Genomic DNA, 23,158 nt, shown 5'->3' with positions numbered 1-23,158 from the left:
TTCGGCTCAGGCCCCAACCTGGGCGAGCAGCGTGGCAAGCTCCGCCTCGGTATAAGGTTTTGCCAGGAACGGCGTGCCCTTCCAAGCGGAGGGCACGTCGCTTCCGTCCGACAGGTCGCAGATAAAGGCAAAGGGCACGTTCCGCTGCGCCAGCATTGGCGCCAGGACCAGGCCATGCGAACCGCCCGGTTCCACTGCCACCAATGCAAAGTCCAGCTGCGCGCTTTCCGCCAGTTCCGCGCCCTGCACGGGCGAGCAGGCGACGTGCACCGCATCGAAGCCGCAGCGCAGCAGGGTCTGCTCGGCGTTCATGGCAATCAGCGGACTCTCTTCCACTACCAGAGCCGTACGCGGCTTCGTCATTCGTCACCAACCTTTCCCATACCGGAACCAATTGGAGCCGAGAGGCGTTATTGCACCAAGTTCTGCCCGACGTCTGTGCACTAGTGTACATTGCCTAGGCATGGGCTGGGAAGGACCACCCGTTTCGTGAATGCGTTAAGCCCCATGACCGCGCGCCTTGCCGCGAACAACCTGCTTGCCGCGCTGGCACTTGACGACCGCGCCGCGCTTGCCCCCCTCCTCACCCGCAGCGAACTGGCGAGCGGTTCGACCCTGTACGAGCCGGGGGACGTGATCGAGCATTGCTACTTCCCCTGTCACAGCGCCGTGGCCGGCTTCTATGTGGTCATGGAGGACGGCGAGGCCCTCGAAACCGCGATGGTCGGCCGCGAGGGCGCCCTGGGCGGCATGGTCAGCCACGGCCGCCTGCCCGCCTTTGCCCGCGCCAGCGTGCTGCAAGGCGGCCCCTTCCTGCGCATTTCCCTGACCGACCTGGAGAGCGTCAAGATCACGCACCCCAGCGTCGCCCACCTGTTCGACCGCTACGCCGACTGCTTCCTGGCCCAGATCTTCCAGACCGCGGCCTGCAATGCCGCGCACGACATAGAACAGCGCACCGCCCGCTGGCTGCTCGCCGCGCAGCAGCGCTCCAACAGCCGCCAGGTCGAGCTGACCCAGGACCAGCTGGCCGAACTGCTTGGCGTGGGCCGCAGCTACGTCGCCCGCGTGCTTGGCCGGTTCCGCGTGGCCGGCATCGTCAGCACCAGCCGCAAGTCCATCGCCGTCACCGACGAGCGCCGCCTGGCGGAGATGGCCTGCGCCTGCAACCAGACCATCCGCGCCCATTTCGACACCGTCCTGCGGGGCGTGTACCCGGAGTGAGCGCCACCACCCCGTTCGTCCTGAGGAGGCGCTGAAGCCGCAGGCTGAAGCGCCGTCACGAAGGACCGGCGCCGCCACGCGGTGGTTCGAGACGGGAACGAACCTTCGCTTCGCTCAGTCCCGTTCCCTCCTCACCACGAACGGACATTGCCACTGAACGAGGTGCTAACCCTCACGCATTGCGCGCCATCAGCCCGCCGTCGACCGGGATCGTCGCCCCGGTGATATAGCTCGCCGCGGGCAGGCACAGGCTGAGCGTCATGTGCGCCACTTCCTCCGGCAGGCCATAGCGGCGCAGCGCGGTGCGGCGGTGGGCATAGGTCTGCTTGTCGCCGTCCGGCACATTGGCGGTCATGCCGGTATCGATCGGGCCGGGGCAGATGCAGTTGACCGTGATCCCCTCTTTCCCCAGCTCCACCGCCAGGGCGCGGGTCAGGCCGGTCACGCCCGCCTTGGCCGCGCTATAGGGGCTGTCGCGCGAGGTAGCGCCCAGCGCCTCGGTGCTGGCGATGTTCACGATGCGCGGGCTGGCCGAGCGGCGCAGATGCGGCAGCGCGGCGCGGACCAGCCGCTGGTGCGCGGTCAGCAGCACGGCAAAGGCGCGGTCCCACACCGCGTCGTAATGGTCCTCGTCATCGATCGGGCAAAAGGCGCTGATCCCGGCATTGTTGACCAGCGCGTCGAGCCCGCCGAAGGCACCCGCCACTTCATCCACGACCCGCCGGATCGCGCCGTGGTCCGCCACGTCGAGCGCCCAGCCCCGCGCCGAGTGCCCCGCGGCCCGCAGCTCAGCCGCAATCGCCTCCACTGCGCCGCCGGACAGGTCGGTCAGCGCCACATTCGCGCCCTCGCCGGCGAAGACCTCCGCCGTCGCCCGCCCCATCCCGCTCGCCGCGCCGGTCACCAGCACTGTCAGCCCGGCCACCGACCGGCTCAATTGCACGCCCATCCCATGCTCTCCTTGTTATCCGTCCCAAGCCATCCTGCCCGCCCCCGCCCCCCTTGTCGAGGTTGACACAGTTGACACCCTGTCCACTTCTTCCAACAGCCCAGGACCGGCACAACTCCGCGCCGCACGAGCCCTTGCCGGTTCCACGCCGCCCCCGGACCAGGAAAAAACCACCCCAATCCTCCCCGTCCCGGGGAGGGGGACCATGCGCAGCATGGTGGAGGGGGTGTGAGGTGTGAATTGCTCACAGGCGGCTCCTCTGACGAGGAACGGGGGACTGAACTGCAAGATTGTGCGATCGAGCGGGCTGCGACATTTTAGGTGGCATAAACGGTAACATTGAGAAAGGGATGATCAGCATTTCGCAGATTCAGACGCAGTAGGAAAATGCCTCTAAAGTGTGGGGCGTGGACCGAAAGCAGACGCTTACGCCCGGCGTGAGCGGTAACCTAGGCTTAGAAAAATGGGCTGACCAAACGCATTTTTTGTTGCTGAAATATGCAACTGAATATAACCACTTATCCCGAAGGGAAGTGGAGACATGGCGCAGAAAGGAAGCAACGTCATAGCTGCGTTCAGCGTCGAACACGCTTCTCGCGTTACGGGTTTGTCTATGTCACGGCTGGCCCGTTGGGATAGAGAAGGGTTTTTCTCTCCTCAATATTCCGACGAAGAAGACCGGGGAAATCCATACAGCAGGATATATTCGTTTACTGATTTGGTTGGCCTTCGCACACTTGCCATTCTCACTGACAAGTATCGAATATCTCTCTCTGAGCTCAGAAAGACTTATCCGGAACTTGCAAAGAGGGTGAAGAATCCGTGGTCTGAAACGCAGCTTGCTGTTTGGAAAAAGAAGATCGTTTGGAATTTGGACAAAATTCCCCATGATCGGCATGGTCAATATGTTGGAAAGCATATCGAGCTGCCAACCATTGCAGAGGAAGTCACCCGGCGGTCAGAAACTCTTCGAGTAAGAGAAGTCAACAAAATTGGATCTCTAGAAAAGAAACGATTTATCGCGCATAATTCAACTGTTTTTGCAGGAACCCGAATACCAGTATCCGCCGTAGAGGGCTTCATCAAAGAGGGATACTCGGATCAGGAAATTATCGATGAGTACCCTAATCTGACACTAAGTGATATTAAAACTGTTCGCACGAAATTGAGGAATGTCGCCTGATTACTTCCACTGCATTGCGCTTCTTTGCTGATCACTGCGTCCCAGAATCTGCTTGCTTATGGTTAGAGCAACGCGGCCATACCGTTATTCGGCTTCGCAACGTTCTTGCAACTGATACTCCGGATCCAATTGTTGCAAAAGTGGCGCAAGATAGCGATGCAATTTTGCTGACCCATGATGGAGATTTTAAGAAAATTGCACCAAGAATTCCTGCCGGAAATAAAACAAGGTTCAAAAAGCTTAGCAAAATTCATTTGTCTATTCCGCAAGTCAAATCGAAGAATAGATTAGAAGATGCCATATCATTCATTGAATTTGAGTGGCAAATTGCGCAGCAGTGCCGCGACAAGCGCATGCATTTAGTGATCCAGCCATCAATCATAAAAACCCATCGCTGATCCCCCTTCCCCTCCCGCCCATAACCCCCCATATCCCAGCCCATGGCCGAACTCATAATCCGCCGTGGGCTGGAAGAGCCCGACACCACGGACGCCTTTGTTCCGCACAAACCCGCGCGTCCGGAAAAGGCGCTGGAGCAGCGGCCGTTCAAGATCGTGTCGGACTATTCCCCCGCCGGGGACCAGCCGACCGCGATTGCGGAGCTGGTGGAGGGCATCAGGAATGGCGAGGCGACGCAGGTGCTGCTCGGCGTCACTGGCTCCGGCAAGACCTTCACCATGGCCCAGGTGATCGAGGCGACGCAGCGGCCCGCGCTGATCCTGGCGCCGAACAAGATCCTGGCCGCGCAGCTCTATGGCGAGATGAAGAGCTTTTTCCCCGACAACGCGGTGGAATACTTCGTCTCCTACTACGACTATTACCAGCCCGAGGCCTATGTGCCGCGCAGCGATACCTACATCGAGAAGGAAAGCTCGGTGAACGAGGCGATCGACCGGATGCGCCATGCCGCCACCCGTTCGCTGCTGGAACGCGACGACGTGATCATCGTCGCCTCGGTATCCTGCCTTTACGGCATCGGCTCGGTCGAAACCTATTCGGCGATGATCTTTGACCTGAAAAAGGGCGCAAGCGAGGACCAGCGCGAGATCATCCGCAAGCTGGTGGCCCTGCAATACAAGCGCAACGACGCCGCGTTCCAGCGCGGCACTTTCCGCGTGCGGGGCGACAACCTGGAAATCTTCCCCAGCCACTATGAGGACATGGCCTGGCGCGTCTCGTTCTTTGGCGACGAGATCGAGGAGATTGCCGAGTTTGATCCGCTGACGGGCAAGAAGGGGGCCAGCCTCAATTCGGTGCGGGTCTATGCCAATTCGCACTATGTCACGCCCGGCCCGACGATGAAGCAGGCCGCCGAGGCGATCCGCTTTGAACTGGCCGAGCGGCTGAAGGAGCTGAACGCCGAGGGCAAGCTGCTGGAAGCGCAGCGGCTGGAGCAGCGGACCAATTTCGACCTGGAAATGATCGCCGCCACCGGCAGCTGTGCGGGGATCGAGAACTACTCCCGCTTCCTGACCGGACGCCTGCCGGGCGAGCCACCGCCGACCCTGTTCGAATACCTGCCGGACAATGCCCTGCTGTTCGTGGACGAAAGCCACCAGACGATCCCGCAGATCGGGGCCATGTCCAAGGGCGACCACCGCCGCAAGATCACGCTGGCCGAATATGGCTTTCGCCTGCCCAGCTGCATCGACAATCGTCCATTGAGATTCAACGAGTGGGATGCGATGCGGCCGCAGACCGTGGCGGTTTCAGCCACGCCCGGATCGTGGGAAATGGAGCAGTCCGGCGGGGTCTTTGCCGAACAGGTGATCCGCCCGACCGGCCTGATCGATCCGCCGGTGCTGATCCGTCCGGTCGAGGACCAGGTGCAGGACTGCATCGAGGAATGCCGCCAGACCGCGGCCAAGGGCTATCGCACGCTGGTCACCACGCTGACCAAGCGCATGGCCGAGGACCTGACCGAATTCATGCACGAGGCGGGCCTGCGCGTGCGCTACATGCACTCCGACGTCGAAACGCTGGAGCGCATCGAGCTGATCCGCGACCTGCGGCTGGGAGTCTATGACGTGTTGGTGGGGATCAACCTGCTGCGCGAAGGGCTGGACATTCCGGAATGCGGGCTGGTCTGCATCCTGGACGCGGACAAGGAAGGCTTCCTGCGCAGCGAAACGTCGCTGATCCAGACCATCGGCCGCGCCGCGCGCAACGTGGATGGCCGCGTGATCCTCTACGCCGACCGGATCACCGGATCAATGGAGCGCGCCATGGCGGAAACCGACCGCCGCCGCGAAAAGCAGCGCGCCTATAACGAGGCGCACGGGATCACGCCCGAAACGATCAAGCGCAACATCCACGATATCGTGGCCGATGCGGCCAGCCGCGACGGGGTGGTGGTCGATATCGAGGACGACGAGCGCAACAACCTCGTCGGCCACAACCTGCGCGCCTATATCGAGGAACTGGAAGGCCGGATGCGCGCCGCCGCCGCCGACCTGGAGTTCGAGGAAGCCGGCCGCCTGCGCGACGAAATCCGGAGGCTAGAGGCCACCGAACTCGGCCTGCCCGAGGCCGAACACAAGGCCCCCCGCGTCGGCCGCAGCAACGAGGGCAAGCCGGGCACGCGCAAGACGCGCTATGGCAAGACCCAGAAGAAGTGGGGGCGGTAGGGCGGATACCGCGCCGCCTGCCCCGCCCTTACCGTCACCCCGGCGCAGGCCGGGGTCCAGTGCGCGTGACGCAAAGGCTATTTATGACGCTCTGGGCCCCGGCCTGCGCCGGGGTGACGACAGTTTGGGTCGCTCAAACCTTGCCGAAGCGTCCCTCGAAACCCGCCGTATCCCCGGCGGCGAGGTATTTGGCCTGTTCGACCCAGTTGTCCTTGGCCGGGCGGCCCGCGAAGGCGCCCAGTTTCGTATCCAGTTCCGCCAGGTCCGCCTCGGTCAGCGCGGCGATCTGGGCGTAGGTGGACAGGCCCAGGGTGGGGAGCAGCTTCTGCAGCTTGGGCCCCAGGCCCTTGATCCGCGACAGGTCATCGGCCAGCAGCACGTCGCCCTGCGGCGCGGCAGTCGGCGGGCTGGGCGCGGGGATGGGCTCGACCGAGGGGACGATTTCGGGCTGAGGCTGCGGGGCCGGTTCGATTTCCGGCTGAGGCTGAGGCTGCGGCTCCACTTCCGGCTGCGGCGCGGGCGCAGGCGGCGGCGGGGGTGCGGGCTGGATTTCGGGCGGAGAGTCCGGCTGGGTCGCGGCTTCTTCCACCACGTCCTGTGCGCCGATGGCCACGGCTTCGGCCACTCCGGCCATGGCCGCGCCGATTGCCGGCGGCTCCACCCGCGCGGCTGGGGGCGCGTCGATCAGCGCCTGGTTGCGGTGGACCGAGGCCGCGCCCTGGTCCAGCACGTCGGGCTTGTATTCGCGGCGCGGCGCACCCTTGCGCGCGCGGGCCAGCAGCAGCCAGCCGACCACCAGAATGGCCAGCAGCGCCACGGCAAAGGCGACCCAGTTGGCTTCGATCGTCTGCATCATCGCACGGCTTCCTTCATCAAGCGCCGACATTGCGGCGGAACAGCACGCGGTCTTCCGGGCCAAAGCCCTTGACCCACAGGACCCAGCAATAGGCGGCAAGGATGGCCGGGATACCGAAGGCCAGCTCCGCCCATTCGGGAAGATAGCTGGTCACGAACCAGCCGACCACTACTGCCGGAGCCGCCGCCCAGACCACCGACCAGCGCCACGGATTGGCGGGATGGCCCAGGAACCGCGACAGGACCAGCGACTTGGCCAGCGAGGCAAAGCCCAGCGCAACCATCAACCCGGCTGCAACGGCTGCGGCCCAGTATAGTTCCCCCAGCCCCATCCGCTTGGCCAGCAGGATCAGGCCGACCGAGGCCGCCACCTGCACCGCCACCGTGGCGAGCGAGATCCACAGGTTGGTCATGCGCTTCACATAGATCAGCGCGGCTTCGGCCACCACGGCGGCCGAGGCGACGACTTCCGCCGTCAGCAACAGGGCCAGCGCGCCGGTCCCGCCCACGAAGGCCGGACCGGTCAGGCCCATAACGCCCTCGCCCGGAAGGCCCAATGCCAGGGCCACAGCCGCCTGCGCGGCGGTGATCCAGAAGCCGACCTGGCAGACCTGCTTGGAAATCGCGGCGTAGTTCTGTTCCTTGAGATTGCGGGTGATGACCGGGCCGAGCACGGGTTCGAAACTGGTCTTGAACTTCTGCGGCAGCGAAGCGATCTGCTGCGCCACGTAATAGATCCCCACCGCCTTGGGCCCGGCAAAGATGCCCAGGATCGCAAGGTCCAGCCGCCGCGTGCCCCATTCCACCGCATCGGCCACGGCGAGCGGGAGATTGCCCAGCGCCAGTCGCGCCAGCTTCAGCGGATGGGGCTGCCACGCGCGCGGCAGGCCATAGGTCTTGTAAACCGGCCACAGCGCCGTGGCTGCCGCTGCAAAGACCGAGGCGATATAAGCGATGATCATGCCGCTCTCCGGCACGACGAACCACAACACCCCGGCCAGGATCGAAAGCGTCCACGGTTCCACCAGTGCGCGGGCGCGGACCGTGGTGGCAACGTCAAAGCGGTAGGCCTGCGCCGACAAGGCGATGTCGGTCAGCACCATCGGCACCATGACCAGCGGGATCAGGCGGTCGATTTCATTGTACTGCCCGCTGGGGAACACCGGCAGCGGGAAGAAGTAAAACCCCAGCGCGACCACGGCCGCCAGCGCGGCGCTGAGCAGCATTCCGTCTGCCACGACGTTCGCCGGATGGGCGTCTTCGCGCGCCAGTTCCTGCGCCAATCCGCGCTTTTGCCCCAGCGTGCAGAGCTGCACGGCCAGTTCGACAATCGCCAGGGCATAGGCGAACCGGCCCAAAGCTTCCGCCCCGTAAAGCCGCCCGGCAATGAACAGGAAGGGGATGCGCCCGGCCAACCGCAGGACGAAGCCAAGGATATTGGTCCGCCCGCCCTTGGCCAGGGCCTGGATGTCCTGCTGTTCGGTGCGCGGCTCGCTCATGCTTCCAGCACCTCTGCGGTCAGCGGGCGCGAGAGCAGCTCTGCCACCACCCCGCGCGCCGGGGCTTCACCGCGCAGCAGGCGGCACACGGCATCGACGATGGGCATGGCAACGTGGTGCTGGCGCGCCAGATCGGCCAGGACCGGCGCGGTATGCGCGCCTTCGGCCACGCTGGACTTGCCGGACAGGGCCTCCGCCGCCGATTGCCCCTCACCCAATGCCTTGCCGAGCGAGAAATTGCGGCTGGAAGTGGAAGAACACGTCAGGACCAGATCGCCCAGGCCGCACAGCCCGGCCAGCGTTTCCGCCCGCCCACCCAGGGCCAGGCCAAAGCGGACCATTTCGGCATAGCCGCGCGCGATCAGGGCGGCGCGGGCGTTCTGCCCCAGGCCCAGCCCCTCGACCACGCCGCAGGCAATCGCCAGCACGTTCTTGACCGAACCGCCGATTTCCGCGCCGGTTACGTCATCCGAATAATAGGGCCGCAGCATCGGGCGCGACAGCGCGGCGGAGAGCCGCTGCCACTGCGCTTCACCGCCCCCGCAGGCCAGCGTCACGGCGGTGGGCAGGCCCGCCGCCACTTCATGGGCAAAAGTCGGCCCGGACAGGACCGCGATTTGCGCGCCCGGTGCCGCCTCTGCCGCGACGTCAGCCATCAGGCGGCCCGTCCCCGCCTCGATCCCCTTGGAACAGAGCACCAGATCGCGGGGCGCGTCGGGCAGGTCCTTCAGCACCCGCGCCAGATGCTGCGCGGGCGTTACCACCAGCAGGATCGGCAGCGCGGCCAGATCGGCCAAGTCGCCCGTGGCGCGGATCGTTGGGGCCAGAGTGGCGCCGGGGAGGAACAGGCTGTTGGTGTGGCCGGTGTTGATTTCCTCAACCAGTTCCGCCTCGCGCGCCCAGATCAGGACTTCGCTGCCATTGCTGGCCATGGCCTGGGCCAGAGCGGTGCCCCACGCGCCTGCCCCGATTACTCCGATTGCCGCACTCATGCCTTTACCCCTGCTCCGCGCACCGGGGCCGCATCGGGATCGAGCGGCCAGCGCGGGCGCGCGGCAAAATCGAGCGGATCGGATTGCCCCAGCCGTTCGATCCCGGCCCAGGCGATCATCGCCGCATTATCGGTACACAGCGCCAGCGGGGGCGCGACGAATGGCAGGCCGAACTCCGCCGCCAGTGCCTCCAACGCACCGCGCACCGCCTGGTTCGCCGCGACCCCGCCTGCCACGACCAGCGCGGTGGGCTTGATCGAAGCGGAAAGCGCCTTGCGGGTGCGGTCGATCACGCAGTCAATCGCGGCCAGCTGGAACGAGGCGGCGATGTCGGCGTGGGAATAGGGCGGCGCAGAGGGAGCGCTGGCCAAACCGGCTTCGACAGGCTCAGCCTGAGCGGGGTTGGAATTGCTATCTGTCACCGCTCCGGCTGAGCTTGTCGAAGCCCCTGCCCGGTCCAGCGCCTCCTTGGCGCGCAGCACCGCGCTTTTCAGGCCCGCGAAGGAAAAGTGCGGTTCGCTGCTGCCCAGCAGGGGGCGCGGCAGGGAAACCTTGCGCGCATCGCCTTCGCGCGCCAGCCGTTCAACCGCCGGACCGCCGGGAAAGCCCAGGCCCAGGATCTTGGCCGTCTTGTCAAAGGCCTCGCCCAGGGCGTCGTCAATCGTGGTGCCCAGCCGCTTGTAGCGCCCCACCCCTTCCACCAGCAGGATCTGGCAATGCCCACCCGAAACCAGCAGCAGCAGATAGGGGAATTGCAGCGCGCTATCGGCCAGACGCGGGGACAGGGCGTGGCCTTCCAGATGGTTGATCGCGATCAGCGGCTTGCCCGATGCCATGGCCAGCGCCTTGGCACTGACCAGCCCGACCATCACCCCGCCGATCAGGCCGGGACCGGCAGTGGCCGCAATCGCATCGACATCGGCCAGGGTCATGCCAGCATCGGTCAGGGTCGCCTGGACCAGCGGCGTTACCCGCTCCGCATGGGCGCGGGCGGCGATTTCCGGGACGACTCCGCCATAGGGCCGGTGCGCATCGTCCTGCGAGGCGATACGTTGCGCGATAACGCGCCGTTCGCTGTCCACCAGCGCGGCTGCCGTTTCATCACAGGATGATTCAATTCCGAGGACAATCCCCATGCCCACTTTCCCTTAGAGAGATTGCGCAATAGGACAAGCGGCCATGCCTGACCGTCCCCTGAAACTCGGAACCCGCGCTTCGCCCCTGGCCATGGCCCAGGCCCATGAAGCCCGCGACCGCCTGTGCGCCGCCCACCCTGGACTGGAGGTGGAGATCGTTCCGGTCACTGCCAGCGGGGACAAGGTGCTGGACCGTCCGCTGGCCGAAATCGGCGGCAAGGCGCTGTGGACCAAGGAACTGGACGCCTGGCTGCTCGCCGGTGAGATCGACTTTGCAGTCCATTCGCTGAAGGACGTCGAAACGATCCGCCCGCTGCAAATCGCGATTGCCGCGATCCTTCCGCGTGAAGATGTGCGCGACGTGCTGGTTGGCGCGGCCAGTCTGGCGGACCTGTCCCCCGGCACCCGCATCGGCACCAGCGCCCCGCGCCGCGCCGCGCAGGCGCTCCACGCCCGGCCCGATTGCAAGGTGGTGGGCATTCGCGGCAATGTGCAGACGCGCCTGGCCAAGCTTGAAGCGGGCGAAGCCGACGTAACCCTGCTCGCGCTGGCCGGGCTGAACCGGCTGGGCATGGCCCATTTCGGCACCCCGCTCGATCCGGGCGAGTGGCTGCCCGCCCCCGGCCAGGGCGCCATCGCGATCGAAGCGCGCGCAGCGGACGATCGTACCCGCGCGCTGCTTGCTGCCATCGACCATGGCCCCAGCCACCGCGCCGTGATTGCCGAGCGCGCGCTGCTGGCGGCGCTGGGCGGCAATTGCCACAGCCCGATTGCCGTGCTGACCCAGGAAGAGGGCGAAGAACTGGTGCTGCGCGCGGCGCTGCTTTCGCCCGATGGCAGCGAACGTGTGGAAGGAACCGCAAGATTCGCCGCCACAGACCTTGACGGACCGGCCCGACTTGCCGGAGAACTACTTAGAAAGGCCGGTCCGGCCATTCGTGAGCATTTCGATCCTCCGGCAAGGTAGCTTCATGGCGGTTCCGCTGGTCATCATCCGCCCCGAACCAGGTTGCAGCGCCAGCATGGCCAAGGCGCGGGCGATGCACGGGGTTGAAGTCCACGGCTTTCCGCTGTTCGAAGTGGCTCCGCGCAGCTGGGAAACCGCCCTGCCGGACCGTTACGACGCGCTGCTGGTCGGCAGCGCCATGGTCTTCCGCTATGGCGGACCGGGCCTGGCCGCACTCAAAACCCTGCCGGTCCTGGCCGTGGGCGAAGCGACTGCCAGTGCCGCGCGCGATGCGGGCTTTGCCGTCGCCGCCACCGGGTCCAGTTCGATGCAGGCCATGCTGGGGGAGCTTCCCCCCGCGCACCATCGGCTGTTGAGGCTGGCCGGGGAAGAACGCGTTGCCCTGACCCCGCCCAAGGGTGTCACCGTGGACGAACGCGTGGTCTATGCCAGCCTGCCGCGCGAAATGCCGCCGGAACTGGTCGATTTGCTGCGCAGTCCAGCCATCGTCACGCTGCATTCGGCCGAAGCGGCGCGGCATCTGGCGGCGGAGTGCGTGCGCCACGGCATTCGCCGCGCGCCCTTGCGGCTGGCAGCCCTGTCGCCCCGGATCGTGGCGGCTGCGGGCGATGGCTGGGGCGAAGTCGCGTCGATTCCCTATCCCGATGACACGGCCTTGCTGGCATTGGCGCGCCAGATGTGCCAAGACCCCCTGCCTGGGGCGCGCTGACCCGACGCGAAATCAAGGGACTAGATGCCAGTAGATCACACCTCCTCACCGCAATTGCCCGTGAGCCGATCCGGCGGACTGCTGCGCGCGCTGCTTGGCGGGCTGCTGCTGGCCCTGGTCGCCAGCGCGGCTCTGATCGGCTGGCTGGTCTGGGACGGAAAGCTGGCGATCGAGCGCGGCGTGGAACTGGTCGGCATGGCGGACAAGGCCGCTCCGCCCGCAACCGCCGTCAATCCCGCTCCGCCCGCTACGGCAGCGCTGGAACAGCACATCGCCAGCCTGGAGCAGCGCCTCGCCCGGATCGACCTTCAGGCTGCCGCAGCCGAAGGCAACACTGCCCGGGCCGAAGCCCTGCTGGTCGCCCTCGCCGCCCGCCGCGCGGTGGAGCGCGGGGCGGAACTGGGCTATCTCGAAGAACAGCTGCGCCTGCGCTTTGGCACGGCTCGCCCGGCGGCGGTCGATGCCGTGATTGGCGCGGCCAAGCAGCCGGTAACCCTCGTGCAACTCAGCGCCGAGCTGAACCAGCTGACGCCCGTGCTGTCCGGCGAAGGCCCGGAACAGGGCGCCTGGTCACGCCTGCGCCGCCAGATGTCGGACCTGTTCGTGGTGCACCGCACCGCGCCTGGCACCAGCAACGTGGAAAGCCGCCTCGCCCAGGCCCAGCTGCTGCTACGAACCGGCCAGGTCGATGCCGCTGCGGAACTGGTCGCAGGCCTCCCCGGTCGCGCCGCTGCGGGTGACTGGATCGCCAAGGCCAAGCGCTATTCCGGCGCGATGCAGGCGCTCGACCAGATCGAGCAGGCGGCGCTGTCCGAACCGGAGAAGCTGAAGGCCGGTAACGGCGAAGCAGTCCGCCAACCCGGCCCGGCGGTCGATCCGGCGCCTGCGCCTACCGTCTGATTGGTTGGCGCGGATCCAACCAACCCGGCTTCGACAAGCTCAGCCTGAGCGGGGGAGATTGGTGCCGGCTTCAAAAACCGCTCAGGCTGAGCCTGTCGAAGCCGGGTTGGCCTCCACCCTGTTCGTCAGCCGCAACCTCAAGCCCGCAGCAATTGCGGCAAGTCTCCGGACATTCCGCGCGCTTCGTCCATGAAGAAGTGCTTGAGCCAGCCCGAGCGCTGCACCCCGGCCATGCCGATGCGGCGGATCAGGCTGGGCAGGCGGCCCGGCACGCCGAACAGGCGGACGATCGCGTCGGTCGTCGCCATGACGGTGGTGTTGTCCAGGCTGCGCCAGCGCTCATACCGCGCGAGAACCTGCGCGTCGCCGGGGTCCAGCCCTAGCCGCATTCCTTCGGCCAGGCATTCGACCAGCACGCCGACATCGCGCAGGCCCAGGTTCAGGCCCTGCCCGGCAATCGGGTGCATGCCGTGCGCCGCATCGCCGACCAGCGCCAGCCGCTGCTCGACAATGCGCGGGGCGTGGTGGAAGTTGAGCGGATAGCTCATCCGGGGCGCGCTAAGCTCGATCTTGCCGAAAATGCCCTGCAACCGCTGCGCCATTTCGCCCACGAAGACTGCATCGCTCAGCGCCGAAATCCCGGCTGCATCCTTTTCGTCAAAGGTCCAGACCACCGCGCTGCGATGGCGGCCATCGGGCAGGTCGAGCAGCGGCAGCAGGGCCAGCGGCCCCGCCGGATAGAAGATTTCCCAGGCCACCCCGCCATGCGGCTTTTCGTGGGTGATGCCGGTCACGAAAGCACGGTGGCTGTAATCCCAGCGCGCGGAATTAAGGCCGGCTTCCTTGCGCGTCGGGCTCTGCCGCCCTTCCGCTCCGATCAGCAAGCTGCCTTCCACCGTGCGCCCGTCGCTGAGCGTTACCGCCACGCCATGTTCACCGCGCGTGCGCTCCACCGGCTCGACGCCGCTGGACCAGGCAATCGCCGGTTCCTGCCGCGCCGCATCGAACAGGGCGAGGCGAATGTCGCGGTTCGCATACATCCGGCCCAGGGTGCCGTCGCCCGGCTCCGGCTTGAAGTCGATCCGCCCCGGCTTCATCCCGTCGGTCACGGCAATCGCCTCGATCGGGCAGCCCAGCGGGGCGAGGCGATCCTCCAGCCCGATATTGCAGAACAGGTTCCAGCTGGCCGTGGAAATCGCCGAAGCGCGGCCATCCACGCCCTCTGCGGTCAGGTCCTCGGGCAGGGCCTTGTCGATCACGTGGCTGGTGATCCCCTGCCGCGCAGCCGCCAGCGCGAGGGTCATGCCCACCAGCCCGCCGCCCAGGATCACGAGATCGCGTTTATCGGTCATGCTGAACCTCTGGCCTCTTTACGGAATCGTCATTGCGAGCGGCACAGCCGCGAAGCAATCCAGGGCGGTTCTACACGGCCCTGGATTGCTTCGCTACGCTCGCAATGACGAATGAAGAGGAATTTTTGCACCCTCAGCGACAGCGCCGGGGAAAACCGGCCCCACGCCTTTGCGTGCCCCCTGTTCCTGCCCGTTCGTCCTGAGGAGGCCCGCGAAGCCGCAGGCTGAGGGGCCGTCTCGAAGGACTGCCTGCAACTCTGTGGTTCGAGACGGGCCCTCAACTTGCAGTTTCGGCCCCTCCTCACCACGAACGAGCGATGGAACAAGTGCGTTACTTCGCGCAGGTATCCCCTGCCCCGCCGTCGAGGTCCAGGCACCGGCCATCGAAGGTGCCATCGGCAACCTTCAGGCCCAGCACCGCCGCCAGGGTCGGCGCGATGTCGACCGTTTCCACCGGCTGCGGCTGTTCAAAGGGGCGCAGGCCCTTGCGCCAGAACAGGATCGGCACGCGGCGGTCATAGTCATAGGCGCTGCCGTGAGTGGCGACATAGGCGCCGGGCATGGCTTCCGGAATGGGCGTTACGGCGCGGTTGAGGATCAGCAGCACGTCGCCCGACCGCCCGGCCTGATAGGACAGGCGCGCCCGCTTGCGCAGGTTCCATTCCTGCGGCGTGCCGGTGGGCAGCGGCATGGCCGCCAGTTCCTCCGCCGTCACCGCATCGGCGACCTGCGGGCTGGCCTTGAGCGTTTCGACCAGTGCCGCAATCACCTTGGTCCGCTGCTCTGGGGTCAGCTTGCGGCTGACATAGAGGTCGCCCGCCGGGGCATCGCCGAACACCAGCGGCCCTTCAACCGTGATCCCTGTCTTGGCCGCGACCGTCTTGGAGAGGTTTTCCGGGGTCAGCGACACATCCGCGCGCTCGGCTGCCGGAAAGGCCTGCTGGTCCATGCGCTCGGGCATGTCGAGCCCGCCGTGGTCCGCGCTGAGCACGACCAGATAGTCGATCCCCTTGGCATCGAGGTGCTTGAACAGGCGGCCCAGATCCTGATCGAGCTGGTTCTGCAGGATGCACATTTCTGCGCCCGCCACGCCGGTGGCATGGCCGACATAGTCCGTGGCGGACAGCGAGACGGACAGCAGGTCGGTCGCCGCGCCCTTGCCCAGGTTCATTTCGTCAGCCAGGCCGATGGCCAGGTCAACCGTGGCGGCATCCATCCGGGGCGAGATGCGGAACTGGTTCTCCTTGCCCGCCTCCAGCGCGAACCGGCCCGTGCCCAGCGTGGTCTTGCCCACCGGAACGGCGCGGTCCGCCGCCTTGCACCACACCGGGATCGGCATGGCCTTGGCCCCTGCCTTGATCGTTGCGGCTGCCTTGGCATTCACGGCCTGCACTGCGGCGGTCGGCGCGCGGTCCTTGAAGCTGACGAAGGAGCCGCCCTTCCACCACCAGGCGGCGTCGATCTTGTGCCCGCCCATCATCACCACGGCACGGTCCTTGGCCGAAACGGCGACATTGCGGCTGGCCGGGTTCACGCTCTTCATCATTTCGCCCAGGGTGGGCACTTTCAGGTTGCGGGCAGAAACCACCGGGTTGCGCGGCGAGCTGGCGGGATCGGTCTGATCCTCGGCGCAATAGATCGGCTTGTCCCCGCGCGGGCCATCGGGTTCGTACCAGGTGTTGGCAATGATCCCGTTGCGCGAGGGATGCGTGCCGGTCAGCAGGGTGGAATGGCCGGGGCAAGTCTCGGTCGCAGCGTGGGACTGATAGCCCGAGGGGAAGACCACGCCACCCGTCAAACGAACAAAGCCGCCGCTGTAATGCTGGCGGAACTGCGCGAAGGTATCGGCACTGAACTGGTCGATCGAAACCGCGACGATCAGGCGCGGCGGATTGGCCGGAGCAGGCGTTTCGGCGGCAACCTGTTCAGGGGCTTGCGCCGTCTCGGCAACCGCGGGCGCAGCCAGGGCAAGAGCAAGCGAAACGGCAAGTGAAGAAGCGATACGGCGCATGGAACTTCCCTAAAATAGGTACGGCTTGTGTTGAACAGTCTGTTGCCCCTGCCCCGGGCTAAGTGCAAGAGGCACAGCAAAGGAGTTGTCCAGAAGTGGCCCGCAGCTATCGCCGCCTTGTTACACTGCTGTTGCAGCTTTGCGCCCTGTTGCTGGCCGCCCCCGTGCTGGCCGCGCCGACGCATATCAAGCCGGAACTGGTGGTGGAAGGCAGCGCCGCGCCGGGCGGAACGGTGCAGGTCGCTTTCCTGATGAAGCCGGACAAGGGCTGGCACGGCTATTGGTACAATCCGGGCGATGCGGGCCTGGGCCTGACGCCGACCTGGACCCTGCCTGCCGGGGCCAAGGCGGGGGAACTGGCCTATCCGGTGCCGCAGACGCTGATCGTCTCCGGCCTGATGAACCACGTTTACGAGCACGAATATGCCGTACTGACCACGCTGACCCTGCCTGCCAATGTGGCACCCGGAACGCGCCTGCCAGTGCGGGTAAAGCTCGACTGGCTGGCCTGCACCGATCAGGTCTGCGTGCCGGAACAGGCGGAACTGACCGGCCAGGTCACGGTCGGCACGCCCGCCGCGCCCGATGCGCGGTTTGACCAGTGGCGCGCGGCCCTGCCCGCGCCCCTTGGTGCCAAGGCGGCTTTTTCAGTCGATGGCGGCAAGGTGCGGATCGCCATTCCGCTGCCCGCCGCTGTGCCGCTGGACCGCCCGCACCTGTTCCTGGGCGAGCACCGCGTGGTCGATTACGCGGCGCTGCAAGCCTTCTTCCGCGATGGCGACCGGCTGGTGGTGGAACTGCCCCGCGCCAGGTTCGAACCGCTCGATCCCGCGCGGCTGACCGCCGTGCTGCGCTTTGACGCGGCGGGCAACGGGGTCATGCTGGAGGCTGAGCGCGGCGCGGTTCCGGCCGGCGGCACCCCGCTTGCCGGTGGCGCAAATGCCACCCCGGCGCTGTGGGTGCTGCTGCTCTCCGCGCTGGCGGGCGGCCTGCTGCTCAATGTCATGCCCTGTGTTTTCCCGATCCTTTCGCTCAAGGCGCTCAGCCTCGCCCGCGCCGGGGAAAGCGAAAGCCACGCCCGCGCCGAAGGGCTGGCCTATACGGCGGGCGTCGTCCTGGCCTGTCTGGCGCTGGGCGTGCTGCTGCTGGCCCTGCGCGCGGCGGGGCAGGAAGTGGGCTGGGCCTTCCAGTTGCAAGAGCCGCTGGTCGTGGCTGGCCTGCTGTTGCTCGCCGCCGCGATAACCGCCAACCTGCTTGGCGTGTTTGAGTTCGCCGTCCCCGGCTTTGCCAGTGCCGGATCGCCGCAGGGCGCCTTCGCCACCGGCCTGCTCGCCGCCTTTGCCGCGACGCCCTGCACCGGGCCGTTCATGGCCGCTGCCATGGGTGCAGCGCTGCTGCTGCCCGTGCCGGAAGCCCTGGCACTGTTTGCAGCTCTGGGCCTGGGCCTCGCCCTGCCCTTCCTGGCCATAGCCTATGTCCCGCGCCTGCGCGCCATGCTGCCGCGTCCGGGGGCCTGGATGGTCTGGTTCCGCAAGGCCATGGCCGTGCCGATGGGCCTTACCGCGCTGGCCCTGCTGTGGCTGGCAAGCCGCCTTGCCGGTAGCGGCTTTGCCCTTGCGGCGGGCCTGCTGGCCGTGATCGTGATGGCGCTACTGGTCCTGCTGGGCCGCCGCCAGCGTCATGGCCGCTCGGCGGGAGCGCGCTGGTGGGCGATGCTGGGTGCAGTAGTGCTGTTCGGCGCGGCGGGCCTGCCCGGCATGGTGCGCGAGGGCAGCGCGGCGGTCAGTTCGGTCCTGCCCAGCCAGCCCTTCAGCGAGGACGCTCTGGCCAAGGCGCGGGCCAGCGGCAAGCCGGTCTTCATCTACATGACCGCAGACTGGTGCCTGACCTGCAAGGTCAACGAAAGCGCCGCGATCGAGCGCGAGGAAACCGCCGCCGCCTTCGCCAAGGCCGGCGTAGTGGTCCTACGCGGCGACTGGACCCGCCGCGATCCCGCCATCACCCGCTACCTCACCGCCCAGGGCGCAGCGGGCGTGCCGCTTTACATCTGGTACCCGGCAGGAGGCGGCGCCCCGCAGCAATTGCCGCAGGTGCTGAGCGTGGGGACGCTGACGGGACTGGTGGGGAAGTAAGGGCGGCTGCCGAACAGGCCTCAATTCCGTTCGTCCTGAGGAGGCCCTGAAGCCGCAGGCAGAAGGGCCATCTCGAAGGACAGCCCCAAGGCTGTGGTTCGAGACGGGCCCTCAATCTACGATTTCGGCCCCTCCTCACCACGAACGGTTAAAGGGCAACGTCACCCCGGCGAAGGCCGGGGCCCAGCGCCATCTAGGCAACGCAAGCTTCGGAACCCTGGCCCCCGGATCAAGTCCGGGGTGACGTGATTCTGGCAGCGAATTCCCAACCCCGCTCAGGCTGAGCCTGTCGAAGCCGGGCCGGTCAGCCGCCCTCACACAAACCAGAACCGGTTGACCTCCCCCTCGCCCGCTTCGATGCGGACCGTTCGGCCACTTACCTTGCCGGCGCGCAGCTCGGCGCAGATTGCCGGATCGTGGCTGTTGGCCAGAACGCGGGCCTGGCCGACGCGGGCGACCAAGGTGGCCGTCTCGCCCTCCTTGCCCGGCTGGATGGTGAAGCTTTCGGCCACCGCCTCGCCGTCATGGGCGTCCAGCACGCCGAACACCGGCTTGACCTTGTCCAGGCTGTGCCAGCGGCTTTGCGACCAGTCGGCGGCTTCGGTCGAATAGACCCCGGCGGCATATTTGCTCATGATCCCGCCATTGGCTCCGACCAGGGCAAAGCTGCCCGGCGCGGCGCGGCAGCGCTGGACGGCCTCGGCAATGCCGTGCGCGGAATAGTTGTTTCCGGCCCCACCGAAGAACGGCAGGCCGCCGGTCAGGGTCCAGCCGCGCGGATCGTCGCGGTCCAGGCCGAAGGCGTCGAGCAAGTTGAAAACGGGGATTGCAAAGCACGAGTAAAGGTCCACCGCGCTTATGTTTTCCCAGCGCTTTCCAGCAACCTCAAGTGCAGTTGAGATTGCCGAAACAGCCGCCGGACTCTTCTCCAGGTTCTCGCGCCCCAGCATCGACGGCTCGGCGCAGTCGGCCACGCCGTGGATGTGGACCCAGCGGCTTTCCGGCACGCCCAGGCGGCGCGCCTCGGCCACGCTGGCGAGGACAATCGCCCCGCCCTGGTTGACCTGATCGCGCGCCACGACCAGCCGCCCATAGGGTTCGGCGACCAGACGGTTGCGCTCGGTCAGGGTGGCCAGTTCTTCGGCACTGCGCGCGGTCGGCGCAGCGCTGTGCGGGTTGGCGGCAGCGACCTGGGTGAAAGGCGCAAAGAGCTTGCCGATCTCCAGCCGGTAATCGTCGAGCGATAGGCCCAGCCGCTCGCGCCGCACGTTCTCGGCAATGGCATAGCCCGCGATGGGCGCGCCGACGCCGTGCTTGATCGAAGTGCGATCGACCACCCCGTCATATCCGGGACCGCGATCTTCCAGACTGCCTTCGTGCTGTTCGGACCAGTCGCGCTTTTCGCCCCGGCTCATCAGCGCGCGCATGGTCGAAATCGCTTCGGAGCCGACCACGGCGGCCATCTTTGACCGGCCCGCGGCAATCTCTGCCGCCAGTTCGCCGACCAGGCGCTGCGGCCCCTGCCCGCCGACCACTTCCAGAATGGCCCGCGTGGGATTGGCTCCGGCCCGGCTGGCGATCGCGCGCGGGGTGTTGTTGGCATGGCCGAACGGCGCGGAATAGCGCGTGGCCGAAATCTCGAACTGGCGGATCGCGGCCAGGGTATCGAGCGCCGGACCCAGGTCCTGCGCCGCCTGGGCATCGGCAAAGGCGGCCTTCAGCGCCGCCCCGCCCAGGTCCATGTGGCTCATCTCGGCATAGCCGGGTTCGCCCACGCGCTCCGAATACTGGCCAACGCCAATGATTACCGGGGTATTGTCGTCCATCACAGCACCTGCCCATCGTCAACGGTCAGCACCGCGCCGGTGACATGGCGCGCGGCATCGGAGCAAAGGAAAACCAGCGGCGCATCCAGCGCCTCGATCGGGCACATGCGGCGGCGGTGGAAGTTGGCGATCTGGCGCTGGCCCCCTTCGGTCTGGAACCAGTCCCCGGCGATCTCAGTCTGGATATAGCCCGGCTGGATCGTGTTGACGTTCACGCCCTGGCGCACCCATTCGCGCGCGAACTGGCGGCCCAGGTGCGCAACGCCCACCTTGCTCGCGGCATAGGCGGCATCGCCCTGCGCGGTCAGTTCCGCCGTGATCGAGCCGATCAGGACGATTCGCCCGCGCTCCCCATCCTTGAAGCCCGCCGCGATCATCCGCTTCGCCCCTTCGCGCGCGGTCAGGTAAACTCCGGTAAAGTTGGTCGCGACCAGCCCGTTCAGGTCCGCCGCCGTGACATCGGTAGAGCGCCCGTCGGCCGAAACCCCGGCGTTCGCCACCACCGTATCGACCACGCCGAACCGCTCCTCTGCCGCGTCATAGGCGGCGATGATCGAAGCTTCGTCGGTCACGTCCATCGCCACGGCCAGGGCGGTATCGCCCAGCTCTTCGGCCAGGGCCGCAATCCGGTCCACCCGCCGCGCCCCGATCACCACCCGCGCCCCTTCGCGCACGAACAACCGGGCGAAATGGGCGCCAAATCCCGACGATGCTCCAGTAATCAGCGCAATCCGGCCAGACAGTGATAGATCCACAGCAAACTCTCCTTCCCGCTCCGTTTAACCGAGCGATTAAGCCGCGCAAGCCCTTCTTGGCGCAGGTTGTAGAATGAATTTTCTATCTTTGATCATGGTCAAGGCAGGAGGGGCGGGAAGCGGCCAGACCGGTCCTACCAATTCTCCCCAACTGGAGCGGCCTTACCTCGTGACGGCCGCTCTCTTTTTGTCCGGGGTTTGCGCTGACCAATCCGGCTTCGACAAGCTCAGCCTGAGCGGGGTTTGTTGCCTTGCAATCTGGAAAAGCCGCTTGGCCGGTTCTACCGTTCCATTTACACGCAAGCCATGGCCTTTTCCGTTTACCTCCTGCGGTGCAACGATGGCAGCTATTACGTCGGGCATACCGAAGACCTGGAGTTCCGGCTGGCGCAGCATCAGGCGGGCACGCTGGGCGGTTACACGGCAAAACGCAGGCCCGTTACGCTGGCATGGTGCGATACCTTCGCAGAGCGCGATCAGGCTTTCTGGGTTGAGCGGAAGCTGAAAGGCTGGGGCCGGGCGAAGAAAGAGGCTTTGATTGCTGGCGATTGGGAACTGATCCAGGCGCTGGCTAGAAAGCGGGTGGCCAACCCGGCTTCGACAAGCTCAGCCTGAGCGGTGTTTTAAAACGCCACAAAACACCCCGCTCAGGCTGAGCTTGTCGAAGCCGGGTTGGCAAAACCAGACGTCAAACCGCCGAACTGAACCGCCGCACAGAATCCTGGCGGTAGGGATCAAACAGCGCCGCGATGGTGCGGGCATAGGGCAGGCCGCCGGGTTCGATGGTCAGCACGCCCGCCTCCAGCCGCGCCAGGCCGCGCTGGGTGAAGGGGGCCAGCCGCGCTGCCGCTTCGGTGGCAAGGTCGGCATCGAGGCTGGCTTTTCCGTGGCACAGCAGCGCTTCGATCACGGCGCCGCGGCGCTGGTCGTCCAGGCTGCGGCGAATGCCGTGGGTGGCGGGCAGGCGGTCTTGCGACAGCAGCATCCGGTACCGGCCCGCGTTCTTTTCATTCTGGACCAGCAGGTCCGGGAAGCAGCCGATGGCCGAAGCGCCCAGCCCCAGCAGGGTGCGCGACTGGTCATCGGTGAAGCCCTGGAAATTGCGCCGCAGAGTGCCCTGCTCCACCGCCAGGGCCATGGGATCGCCGGGCCGCGCGAAGTGATCGAAGCCGACCGGGACATATCCGGCGGCAGTGAGCAGGCGATAGCCGAATTCGGCCATGGCAAAGCGCTCTTCCTGTCCCGGCAGGTCCGTCGCATCGATCCGGCGCTGGCGCGGAATCAGGTGCGGAACGTGGGCATAGCCGAACAGGGCGATGCGGTCTGCGCCGAGTTGCACGGTCCGCTCCAGCGTCTGTTCCAGCGCGGTCAGCGTCTGCCCCGGCAGGCCGTACATCAGGTCGAAATTGAGCGAACTGATTCCGCCCGCGCGCAGCATGTCGACCGCATCGGCAATCAGGCTGTCCGGCTGCACCCGGCCAATCGCGGCTTGCAGGCCAGGGTCGAAGGTCTGCACCCCCAGGCTGGCATAGGTCACGCCGACAATGCCCATGACCTGGCACCAGTCCCGCGTCAGCGTGCGGGGATCGAGCTCGATCGACCAGGCCGGATTGTCGAGCGGCATGTGCAGGGTCAGCGCGTCGATCAGGCGGACGAAATCGGTGGGCGAAATCGCGTTCGGGCTGCCGCCGCCAAAGGCGATCCGCCGCACCCGCACATCCCGGTCCAGCCGCACCCCGGTAATCGAAATCTCCCGGTGCAGCGCGTCGAGATAGCTGGCGAGGCGCTGGGTCTTGTTCGCCGCGCCGGTATTGCAGCCGCAGTACCAGCAAATCTGCTCGCAGAACGGCACATGGAGATAAAGCGAAACGTCCCCGCGCGCAGCATGAAGCGCCGCGTCTGCGTCATCCGCACCTACGCCCGGGCCGAATTCGGCAGCGGTCGGAAAGCTGGTGTAACGCGGTACGGGCGTTTCAAGCAATTCGGGATAATAGTTCCACATTGGCTGGTCTGTGCCAGCGATTCACGCGCGAAACATTGC

General features: G+C 66.3%; 20 protein-coding genes. 9 read left to right on the top strand and 11 right to left on the bottom strand.

Annotated features, from left to right (window positions below; all coding sequences use genetic code 11):
- Nucleotides 1–6: 6 nt before the first annotated feature.
- Nucleotides 7–363: a hypothetical protein gene (locus tag ACQKOE_RS13555; RefSeq protein ID WP_374591588.1), complete on the bottom strand. Its 357-nt coding sequence runs from the start codon at nt 361–363 to the stop codon at nt 7–9.
- Nucleotides 364–507: 144 nt separating this feature from the next.
- On the opposite strand from ACQKOE_RS13555, the gene ACQKOE_RS13550 reads away from it, so the two are divergent.
- Entirely contained in the window at nt 508–1,224 is a 717-nt protein-coding gene (locus ACQKOE_RS13550; protein WP_427513251.1) for a Crp/Fnr family transcriptional regulator, read from the top strand.
- 172 nt (nt 1,225–1,396) lie between these two features.
- On the opposite strand, the gene ACQKOE_RS13545 is transcribed toward ACQKOE_RS13550, so the two are convergent.
- Nucleotides 1,397–2,173: an SDR family NAD(P)-dependent oxidoreductase gene (locus ACQKOE_RS13545; RefSeq protein WP_427513250.1), complete on the bottom strand. Its 777-nt coding sequence runs from the start codon at nt 2,171–2,173 to the stop codon at nt 1,397–1,399.
- Between the two features lie 541 nt (nt 2,174–2,714).
- Between ACQKOE_RS13545 and ACQKOE_RS13540 the strand changes: the two genes are divergently transcribed.
- The 3 genes from ACQKOE_RS13540 to uvrB are packed head-to-tail and all read left to right on the top strand — an operon-like array spanning nt 2,715 to nt 5,983.
- Nucleotides 2,715–3,356, top strand: coding sequence for a DUF433 domain-containing protein (locus ACQKOE_RS13540; RefSeq protein ID WP_427513249.1), 642 nt, complete (start codon nt 2,715–2,717; stop codon nt 3,354–3,356).
- Nucleotides 3,357–3,370: 14 nt separating this feature from the next.
- Nucleotides 3,371–3,754 (top strand): DUF5615 family PIN-like protein, encoded by a 384-nt coding sequence (locus ACQKOE_RS13535; RefSeq protein WP_427513248.1) that lies wholly within the window; start codon nt 3,371–3,373, stop codon nt 3,752–3,754.
- A gap of 42 nt (nt 3,755–3,796) precedes the next feature.
- A complete protein-coding gene (gene uvrB, locus ACQKOE_RS13530) occupies nt 3,797–5,983 on the top strand; it encodes an excinuclease ABC subunit UvrB (protein ID WP_427513247.1) in 2,187 nt (728 codons plus the stop codon).
- Between the two features lie 133 nt (nt 5,984–6,116).
- Here uvrB and ACQKOE_RS13525 read toward each other — a convergent pair whose 3' ends face one another.
- The 4 genes from ACQKOE_RS13525 to tsaD are packed head-to-tail and all read right to left on the bottom strand — an operon-like array spanning nt 6,117 to nt 10,465.
- Nucleotides 6,117–6,839, bottom strand: coding sequence for a hypothetical protein (locus ACQKOE_RS13525; protein WP_427513246.1), 723 nt, complete (start codon nt 6,837–6,839; stop codon nt 6,117–6,119).
- Between the two features lie 16 nt (nt 6,840–6,855).
- Nucleotides 6,856–8,337 (bottom strand): lipopolysaccharide biosynthesis protein, encoded by a 1,482-nt coding sequence (locus ACQKOE_RS13520; protein ID WP_427513245.1) that lies wholly within the window; start codon nt 8,335–8,337, stop codon nt 6,856–6,858.
- Entirely contained in the window at nt 8,334–9,329 is a 996-nt protein-coding gene (locus ACQKOE_RS13515) for an NAD(P)H-dependent glycerol-3-phosphate dehydrogenase (RefSeq protein WP_427513244.1), read from the bottom strand. Before ACQKOE_RS13515 ends, ACQKOE_RS13520 begins: the two co-directional genes overlap by 4 nt.
- The gene (gene tsaD, locus ACQKOE_RS13510; protein ID WP_427513243.1) at nt 9,326–10,465 is read right to left on the bottom strand and encodes a tRNA (adenosine(37)-N6)-threonylcarbamoyltransferase complex transferase subunit TsaD; all 1,140 of its coding nucleotides are present in this window, start codon (nt 10,463–10,465) and stop codon (nt 9,326–9,328) included. Before tsaD ends, ACQKOE_RS13515 begins: the two co-directional genes overlap by 4 nt.
- Before the next feature lie 43 nt (nt 10,466–10,508).
- Here tsaD and hemC point away from each other — a divergent pair, with 43 nt between their 5' ends.
- Genes hemC through ACQKOE_RS13495 form a run of 3 tightly spaced genes read left to right on the top strand, consistent with a single transcriptional unit; the run spans nt 10,509 to nt 13,041 of the window.
- Nucleotides 10,509–11,432 (top strand): hydroxymethylbilane synthase, encoded by a 924-nt coding sequence (gene hemC / locus ACQKOE_RS13505; protein WP_427513242.1) that lies wholly within the window; start codon nt 10,509–10,511, stop codon nt 11,430–11,432.
- Nucleotides 11,404–12,141, top strand: coding sequence for a uroporphyrinogen-III synthase (locus ACQKOE_RS13500; protein WP_427513241.1), 738 nt, complete (start codon nt 11,404–11,406; stop codon nt 12,139–12,141). Before hemC ends, ACQKOE_RS13500 begins: the two co-directional genes overlap by 29 nt.
- A 60-nt stretch (nt 12,142–12,201) precedes the next feature.
- On the top strand, nt 12,202–13,041 hold the full coding sequence (locus ACQKOE_RS13495; RefSeq protein WP_427513240.1) for a hypothetical protein: 840 nt from the start codon (nt 12,202–12,204) through the stop codon (nt 13,039–13,041).
- A 137-nt stretch (nt 13,042–13,178) separates the two neighbouring features.
- Here the strand turns inward: ACQKOE_RS13495 and ACQKOE_RS13490 are convergent, their stop codons facing one another.
- Entirely contained in the window at nt 13,179–14,393 is a 1,215-nt protein-coding gene (locus ACQKOE_RS13490) for an FAD-dependent monooxygenase (protein ID WP_427513239.1), read from the bottom strand.
- A gap of 331 nt (nt 14,394–14,724) precedes the next feature.
- Nucleotides 14,725–16,404 (bottom strand): alkaline phosphatase family protein, encoded by a 1,680-nt coding sequence (locus ACQKOE_RS13485; protein WP_427513238.1) that lies wholly within the window; start codon nt 16,402–16,404, stop codon nt 14,725–14,727.
- Nucleotides 16,405–16,499: 95 nt separating this feature from the next.
- On the opposite strand from ACQKOE_RS13485, the gene ACQKOE_RS13480 reads away from it, so the two are divergent.
- Nucleotides 16,500–18,536: a protein-disulfide reductase DsbD family protein gene (locus ACQKOE_RS13480; protein ID WP_427513237.1), complete on the top strand. Its 2,037-nt coding sequence runs from the start codon at nt 16,500–16,502 to the stop codon at nt 18,534–18,536.
- 314 nt (nt 18,537–18,850) lie between these two features.
- On the opposite strand, the gene ACQKOE_RS13475 is transcribed toward ACQKOE_RS13480, so the two are convergent.
- Both ACQKOE_RS13475 and ACQKOE_RS13470 read right to left on the bottom strand, forming a co-directional pair.
- Nucleotides 18,851–20,362, bottom strand: coding sequence for an acetyl-CoA acetyltransferase (locus tag ACQKOE_RS13475; protein ID WP_427513236.1), 1,512 nt, complete (start codon nt 20,360–20,362; stop codon nt 18,851–18,853).
- Nucleotides 20,362–21,117 (bottom strand): SDR family NAD(P)-dependent oxidoreductase, encoded by a 756-nt coding sequence (locus tag ACQKOE_RS13470; protein ID WP_427513235.1) that lies wholly within the window; start codon nt 21,115–21,117, stop codon nt 20,362–20,364. The genes ACQKOE_RS13475 and ACQKOE_RS13470 overlap by 1 nt, the downstream gene beginning before the upstream one ends.
- A gap of 306 nt (nt 21,118–21,423) precedes the next feature.
- On the opposite strand from ACQKOE_RS13470, the gene ACQKOE_RS13465 reads away from it, so the two are divergent.
- Nucleotides 21,424–21,732 (top strand): GIY-YIG nuclease family protein, encoded by a 309-nt coding sequence (locus ACQKOE_RS13465; protein ID WP_427513234.1) that lies wholly within the window; start codon nt 21,424–21,426, stop codon nt 21,730–21,732.
- A 73-nt stretch (nt 21,733–21,805) separates the two neighbouring features.
- On the opposite strand, the gene hemN is transcribed toward ACQKOE_RS13465, so the two are convergent.
- A complete protein-coding gene (gene hemN, locus ACQKOE_RS13460; protein ID WP_427513233.1) occupies nt 21,806–23,119 on the bottom strand; it encodes an oxygen-independent coproporphyrinogen III oxidase in 1,314 nt (437 codons plus the stop codon).
- Nucleotides 23,120–23,158: the final 39 nt, after the last annotated feature.

The sequence above is a fragment of the Novosphingobium sp. NPDC080210 genome, assembly GCF_050281025.1.
In the GTDB taxonomy this organism is placed as follows: Bacteria; Pseudomonadota; Alphaproteobacteria; order Sphingomonadales; family Sphingomonadaceae; genus Novosphingobium.
The sequence above is the reverse complement of the archived record's forward strand: the minus strand, read 5'-3'. Positions and strand labels throughout refer to the sequence as shown.